Raw genomic sequence first — 7039 nt, 5'->3', positions numbered from 1 at the left:
ATTGACACTCCCACCCCTAAAGGGGCAAGCTGACTAACGTCAGTGGGATTCTTGCTACCAAAGGCGAAGTCCATTTCTGGTATCGCTGACGTGCAAGATTGCGGTGTGCCATCACCACTCCCACAACAGACCATATAGGTTCGTGGGCTACGGTACTGTGACCATACCGTACAGATTGTTGGTTCTCAAATGTTTTAACGTCTTGTTCTTGACGACTTAATACATTTTACGGAGTAGAAGAATTTGCTACTCCAACCTGATATGTATTCTATTTTCAGAGAACAGTTGTTTTAGAGTCTTTTGCATGACTATGAATGAAGTATACCATGTTTTGCTACGCAAAAGCGATACTTTCATCCCATGCCTAAAGGCGGACTAAAGTCCTACATGGGCTTTCCCATATCGCAAAATCTGTAATTTAATTAAAATGAATGTATTTTAATTATCTTTATTTATAGGAAATTACCAGATTTTTAAATAATATATATAAAATCATTTTTAATATTAGAAAATATCTACACTTAGCAGTTACATGAATTCATAAGACTTGATTTGTTGGGAAACAAACATTTGATGATTTTCATTTTTATTTTAAGGAGTGTTTACATTGGACATAGCCATAGAAACATTAAGTAGTCGTACCAAGCATCTATTCAAAGAACTCAAACGTTTGAATTACCCAAATGCTATTCGAGCATTAAAATTAGTTATACAAGAGATGTGTGCGGAGAAAGGTTATAAGCGCCATAATGGAGTACATTATTATTATCATCTTGTTGATGTCACTCAAATTTTAATCAATGCGAGAATAAAAGAAAATAAAGATGAAAACCTTCTTATTGCATCTTTATTGCATGACATAGTAGAGGATGTACCTGGATATACAATTGAGAAGATTTCGGAAATGTTTAATCCAAGAGTAGCTGAAATCGTTGATAAATTATCGAAGAAAAAAGGTGTAGATTATACAAAACAAGAAAATCTTAAAATTTATCTTGCGGCTATACTTGAAGATGAAGATGCTACGTTCATTAAAACAGCAGATAGAATGAATAACTTTGCGACATTACGCTATGCTCCATTTAAAAAGAAAATACGTCAAGCCAGGGAAACACAAAAACATTACATTCCTTTTTTCAAAGAAGCAAGAAACAAATACGAAGAACATTCAACCTTCTTCTTTTCTGCTAAAACCTATGTAGAGCCTTTACTTTGGGAAATACAAGCGCACCACGATACATATCGAGAAAAACAAAAATTAGAAAAAGTATTGTTGAAAGTTAGAAAAATTCTTGAAAAGGTAATGTTAAATTTTAAAAAATAAGTATATAAGTTGCAAAACTAAAACTATTTGTATATACTATGTATATACAATAAAAAGTGATGCGGTAATAATGGGCAAATTAATAAAGGGCAAAAACACCTCCGATTATATTTAGATATATCGGAGGTGTTTTATTTTCTTTATATAGGAAGCAGCAGAGAAGTTTTTACTCTATTTTTTTGTTAAATAATATGTCTTATTTTAAATGTCATTACATATATATGTATTACTTAACTTATATCTAATTTTATTAAAACGGTGACAATACTTCTTTTAAAGGAGGAATCTAGATGGTTAAAAACAATCGTAAAGACTCATGGACACCTGAAGAAGATAAACTACTAGGGGATACTGTGATAAATGTAGTTGGAAATGGAGGAACCCAAGTAGAAGCATTTAATGTAGTAGCCTCTCAAGTTGGAAGAACAGCATCAGCAATAGGATTTAGGTGGAATTCCGAAGTTCGAAAAATATACGCAGAGGAATTATCATCTGCAAAAACAGAAGGTAGAAAAAACAAACCAAAAAAGTATACGCCAGAAATTACGAAAATGCAGGAGAAGGAATTTGTTCATACAACAAAAGCATCTTTAACCACAGAACTGGATACTGTTGTTTCTGATGAAGAAATACAATTACCCGAAGAAATACCTTTTGACATAGATGCACTTATTCTTTTTCTTAATAATTACAAACATTTAATTGTAGAAAATGAAAACCTTAACAAGAAATTAGTTGAAGTGGAAAAGGGTAAAAAAGTAGTTGAACAACAATTGAATGAAATCAAACAAGAACTTAGCTTGGAGGGTAATGATTTTGGAGCACTTTTCACATTTTTACAAAGAGCTCAATCGTTAGCAAGAATTGTTGATAAGAAGGAAGTAAACAAAGTTGAAGAAGCGGCAGTTTAAAAAATGTCCGTTTCATTGACAATGATATGTATATAGAGTATAAATATTTCGGCTAAGATATATTAAACACTTGGATATATCACATACAAAGACACCTATCAAGGTGTCTTTTTGTTTCTTGTGCATGTTTACATCTTTCCCAACCTACCATTTCGTGTTTAGATTGGGGTTTTATCGCTAAAAATGATAAAAGAAAGGGAGGTTCCCTTGCTTATTTAAAATTGTAATGTCCTATATTTATTCCACATTCGCTAAACCAAACTGATTTAATCTTGATTTAATACTAGGTATCCATTCCTTATTTAGATTTTCTATGTCACCTTCGTCACCAATAGGAGCATAAATTTCTCCGATGGACCGAACCGTCGTTAATCCTTTATTTAAGTAGTTCTCTCGCAATGTCCAAGCTGTATATATAATTGAATCTTTAATCGAATCGAATACAGCATATTCTCCATGTTCATCAATCGACATACATTCAATATTTCCGAATTTGGGATATTCTTTTTTTACTTTTTCAATAGATTCTGCACGTACACAACGCATTCCAGATGTGTTGTTTCTTTCGTATAAAGCATTCGAAGTCCCATTACCGCTCTCTTGCATAATGACAGCAGCTAGAAAAAACGGGTTAACTGTAAATCTATCAGATGCTTCCAAAATGGTGTCTGTTAACTCTGGATATTTCGTAAATAAGTTTCCATATAAAGCCCCGTCTAATCCGATTCTTTGATATACATCGTTTCTTGTTATAGCCTCTTTTATTTTAGACCTAACTACTTCATCAAAAATAGGAACAAAATCCACTGAAAAATTCATTGGATTTTTAACGAAATTTGGAATTTCAATGGTTCTTTTCTCTATAATAGGTTGCGATGAAACTTCGACAACTTCGTAAATTTTTTCTGGTTTTTCTTCTAAAAGATGATAACTACCATTTAGAATAATAAGGCTTGATGCGAATAACTTAAAATTTTCTTTTCCCCCAAAAAACAGTGTCATACTAGAGTGTTCCCCCTTAAAAATTTCTAACATTATATTGTAAAAATTTACCTTTTGTTTAAAAATAAAAAAAATATCGATTTTTTGTTAGAAACCTGGTCTTTTTTTGCATATGGAATTATCAGTAGTAGGCTTGTATAATTACAAAGAAGGGTGTGAGATACAATGGAAATGAAAGTTTTGGAAAAAGAGTGCATTGAACAACTTCAACAATGCGCAAAGGAAAACGGAGGATACATATCGACTGTTATTTATAAACAATCCAATAGAACACCTACATTTAATGTGATTATTAACGTTTTTGGAACGTGGAGCAATGCGGTTAAACAGGCGGAAATTAAATCAAAAGAAGAATTTCAACAATATTGTAAAGAAATCTTAATTCAATTTGTCACTGAATTTCCAAGTAATCCAAGTGAGGAAATGTATGATGCATTCATAGAGAAATATAATCATCCTGAATATCCTAGTTCAAAACAAATGATTAGAGCTTTAGGGAAATGGAGAACCATCTTAAAATCCATAAATTTATGGGATAGCGCTTTGGAGGCTTATCCAAAAGAACTTTGTTCTACTCATATCCGAAATTGTGCATTAATAAACAATGGGAACATAACCAGCCAAGTGTACGATAATTATAGGAAGAAACTTTTAGCTGAAGAACCTTTTTCTGTGATTCCTAGCTGTGAAATAATTATAGATATATATGGAAGTTGGACCAATGCAATCAAAGAATCCGATGTATCTAAATTAAGAGCAAAGTTATTATTAGATTTTGTGCAGAAGGAGCAAGAAACAAAAAGAGGACTTCATACAGGATTAGATGTTCAGAAAGAACAAGAGGCAAAAAGAGCACTTCAAAAAAGATTAGAGATATCTAATCCCTATGCTAGAAAAAACTAAATATTTTTCAAAATAAAAAACAAGAGGAGCCCCCTCTTGTTTTTTTGTTTACAACTACCTTTTCCCTATTATGATTTGTTGGCGAGCTTCAACTTTACTTCATATTTTTGGGAAAATCTTGTTTTTAGAAAAATTAAGTGTATCATATAAAAAATCAAAAAAACATATTACAAGGAGGAAACAACTATGAATAACTTAAATCTAAAATATTTTATTCGAGAAAATGACCAATACACGGAGTTTAAAGAATACAACAGCTCTTTTATTGGGGAAGATGGAGTATATGCACGACAACTTTGCCAATACCTTATTATAGGGGGAAATCGATACAAATTGATATGGAATGAAATGATTGATGGTGAAGATGTGGTGATTTTAGAAAATAAAGGGAAATCTACATTTTTTGAAGATGAAAAAGTTAATATTTTTGAAGATAAAAATATTTTGGAGTTTCGACCCTATAATCATAATAAAGCTGATAATATGCCACTGGCTACGTATATTTGGTTATCTGGTCAAAATGAAGTAATAAGATATTTACTGAAGAATGCAGTAGAAATAGAGGGTTTAGGACAGCGAAACGTTCATTCATTCGAAATCAATGAGGACCGTAAAGCGTATGTGATTTATTTTGAACCAACTGATGAAGATATTATGCACTTCGGATTAAATTGACATTAAAATTATAAAAAGTAAGGTACATTATGTCCCTTGCTTTTTCTATTTTATATCCAGAAAAATAAGAGCCATTTAATAGAATGATAATGGTTATGCAATTGGTGATGAAAATAGAGCAAGAGGGGAAAAGACAGAAATTGCAAATTAATGTATAAGGCTTTCTTAATAAGGGGGAATTCAAAATGAATGGTTTTTATCAATTTAAAAAAATCATTATAAGCGAATTAAATGAAAAGGGCAGAATCAAAGAAGAGGATATTGGTCTTTTAGACAGCGGTTGCATTGATTTAGTCGATGATTGCTTGGAATTTGACTTCTGTTTGAGAAATGATGATGCTTTGTATACTTTTTGGCACAATTATCGACACGATGTTGGAAATATAGTAAAGAATAACGAACAAAATCAGGAGGTTTATAAAAGCTGGGGCGATTGGAGCATTTATGAGTCTGGTAACTAAGTAAATCAACGAAAATAAGCAAAAACGCAAGCAACAAATTAGCTTGCGTTTTTATTTTTGATTACACCTTTGAATTGCACCTTTGAATTGCACCTTTATTAAAATGATTAGATGGCTGGAGAATTAATAAGTAATTTGAACAGTCTCACGAAGGTCATATTTATGAGTTAATTCATGAATGTTTTCCATAATTTCTTTGTATTTTGTTTCATCAGAAATTGTAATATGGGCGTTCAGATAATGTGAATCTCCAGAAAGACTCCAAACTTTGATATCTTCAATAGTAGAAACTCCATCCACATTTAGAATCTCTTTCTTTAATTCTTCAACATCAAACCCCTTAGGCTTACCTTCCATTAGGATATTAAGAGATTCCCTTGTAATTTTCCATCCACCAGAAAGAATAATTAACGATACAATAATACTTGCTATTGGGTCTATGATAGTGAAGTTGAAAAACATGATTAGCAAACTCACAATAATTGTTGAAACAGAGCTCAGTAAATCTGCAAGAACATGGAGAGCAGCAGCTCTTACATTAATATTATCTTTTTCACCTCTACTTAATGCAAAAGCAACTGCTAGATTCACAACTAAGCCAATTGCCGCAACCACAAGCATTTCCTTACTTAAAATTTGTCCACTTCCATAAATTAAACGTTTCACAGCTTCACATATTACAAAAATAGGAATTGCAATAAGTCCTAACCCATTTAAAAATGCAGCAATAGGTTCTGCTCGTTTATATCCAAACATTTTTGTTGCTGTTGCAGCCTTTGTTGCTAAAACTACTGCGAAAAAGGCAAGCCCTAATGATAAACCGTCACTTAACATATGCCCACCTTCACTCAGGAGAAGTAGTGAGCCTGTTATGAAACCATATATTACTTCTAATAGAGCAAACAAAGTAGTTATAAAAAAAGCAAAAAATAAAACTTTTTTATTGCTATGACTATGATTATGTTCGTGTCCCATATTACACCTCTTTAATAAAAAAATATCATTCTGAAATAATTGCTTAAATTACTAATTAACTTTTTATTATTAAAAACCTATTAAAAAATTAGTGAAAAGCATTATCAACACTAGATTTTTAAAATAATACTACATATGAAAAAAAATGGTGAAGATTCTGTCTTTACGTAACAATAACTTACAACAATCTCCATTTGTAATATTATTGGTTACAAAAAACTGTTGAAATTTTTAACATTTTTTTGTATGATAAAACAAGAACATATGTACGATGATGGTGAGGAAAGAAAGGTTGATTCGTTCAATACATATATAGTGGTTTATTTTACTTTTGTTATTTGGCAAGGGTATAGTCGCTCTTTTTGTTAATTTTTTAGTTTAATGAAGAAAACAAACACATTTCCTAGAATATATATAAAAATGTGGTATCTTTTATTAAAATTTTGACAAGAAGAGGTGTTTAGATTGAAAAAATATGAAATCTATACAACAATAGGCGAGAAAATGACATCTTTTGAGAGTGAATGGCAATTTTCCGAAAATGAACAAATTTTTGTTCACTTTAATGACTTTAAAAAGAATTTCGTGATTGTACATATTACACATGATGTCGTTGCTGATAAGGGTCACGTTGCGCGTTTATATTGCCAAGAGAAAAGAGTCTTTTCTTAATCGTACATATTTAAACATGATATTGCTATTAAGCAATGTTATGTTAAGCGTTATATCGCAAAAAGGGATTTTAAATAAAGTCTGTATAAGCAGACTTTTTTAATTCTTCGATACAC

General features: G+C 31.3%; 8 protein-coding genes. 6 read left to right on the top strand and 2 right to left on the bottom strand.

Translation table 11 applies throughout. The features are described from left to right. Window positions 1-607 precede the first annotated feature (607 nt). Together PDL00_RS06640 and PDL00_RS06635 are read left to right on the top strand one after the other, a co-directional pair. Window positions 608-1324, top strand: a complete 717-nt coding sequence (locus PDL00_RS06640) for an HD domain-containing protein (protein WP_270727788.1) — start codon at window positions 608-610, stop codon at window positions 1322-1324. Window positions 1325-1614: 290 nt separating this feature from the next. Beyond that, window positions 1615-2235 (top strand): hypothetical protein, encoded by a 621-nt coding sequence (locus PDL00_RS06635; protein ID WP_270727786.1) that lies wholly within the window; start codon window positions 1615-1617, stop codon window positions 2233-2235. 237 nt (window positions 2236-2472) lie between these two features. Here PDL00_RS06635 and PDL00_RS06630 read toward each other — a convergent pair whose 3' ends face one another. Continuing rightward, complete coding sequence (locus tag PDL00_RS06630; protein ID WP_270727784.1) at window positions 2473-3237, bottom strand: glucosaminidase domain-containing protein; 765 nt, start codon at window positions 3235-3237, stop codon at window positions 2473-2475. 165 nt (window positions 3238-3402) lie between these two features. Between PDL00_RS06630 and PDL00_RS06625 the strand changes: the two genes are divergently transcribed. From PDL00_RS06625 to PDL00_RS06615, 3 genes are all read left to right on the top strand, one after another. After that, on the top strand, window positions 3403-4140 hold the full coding sequence (locus PDL00_RS06625; protein ID WP_270727780.1) for a homing endonuclease associated repeat-containing protein: 738 nt from the start codon (window positions 3403-3405) through the stop codon (window positions 4138-4140). A 186-nt stretch (window positions 4141-4326) separates the two neighbouring features. After that, window positions 4327-4815 (top strand): RNA helicase, encoded by a 489-nt coding sequence (locus PDL00_RS06620; RefSeq protein WP_270727778.1) that lies wholly within the window; start codon window positions 4327-4329, stop codon window positions 4813-4815. Window positions 4816-5000: 185 nt separating this feature from the next. Further along, window positions 5001-5276, top strand: coding sequence for a hypothetical protein (locus PDL00_RS06615; protein ID WP_270727776.1), 276 nt, complete (start codon window positions 5001-5003; stop codon window positions 5274-5276). A gap of 123 nt (window positions 5277-5399) precedes the next feature. Here the strand turns inward: PDL00_RS06615 and PDL00_RS06610 are convergent, their stop codons facing one another. Further along, entirely contained in the window at window positions 5400-6251 is an 852-nt protein-coding gene (locus PDL00_RS06610; RefSeq protein ID WP_270727773.1) for a cation diffusion facilitator family transporter, read from the bottom strand. Window positions 6252-6716: 465 nt separating this feature from the next. Between PDL00_RS06610 and PDL00_RS06605 the strand changes: the two genes are divergently transcribed. Next, a complete protein-coding gene (locus PDL00_RS06605; RefSeq protein ID WP_141463040.1) occupies window positions 6717-6923 on the top strand; it encodes a hypothetical protein in 207 nt (68 codons plus the stop codon). Window positions 6924-7039: the final 116 nt, after the last annotated feature.

The organism is Bacillus cereus group sp. TH152-1LC (genome assembly GCF_027710505.1).
Taxonomy (GTDB): domain Bacteria; phylum Bacillota; class Bacilli; order Bacillales; family Bacillaceae_G; genus Bacillus_A; species Bacillus_A mobilis.
Note: the sequence above shows the minus strand (reverse complement) of the source record. Positions and strands in the feature narration are given on the sequence as shown.

Coding starts and splice junctions, on each gene's coding strand:
- PDL00_RS06610 (WP_270727773.1), bottom strand. CDS start 6,251: ATGGGACACGAACATAATCATAGTCATAGCAATAAAAAAGTTTTATTT.
- PDL00_RS06630 (WP_270727784.1), bottom strand. CDS start 3,237: ATGACACTGTTTTTTGGGGGAAAAGAAAATTTTAAGTTATTCGCATCA.
- PDL00_RS06615 (WP_270727776.1), top strand. CDS start 5,001: ATGAATGGTTTTTATCAATTTAAAAAAATCATTATAAGCGAATTAAAT.
- PDL00_RS06620 (WP_270727778.1), top strand. CDS start 4,327: ATGAATAACTTAAATCTAAAATATTTTATTCGAGAAAATGACCAATAC.
- PDL00_RS06635 (WP_270727786.1), top strand. CDS start 1,615: ATGGTTAAAAACAATCGTAAAGACTCATGGACACCTGAAGAAGATAAA.
- PDL00_RS06625 (WP_270727780.1), top strand. CDS start 3,403: ATGGAAATGAAAGTTTTGGAAAAAGAGTGCATTGAACAACTTCAACAA.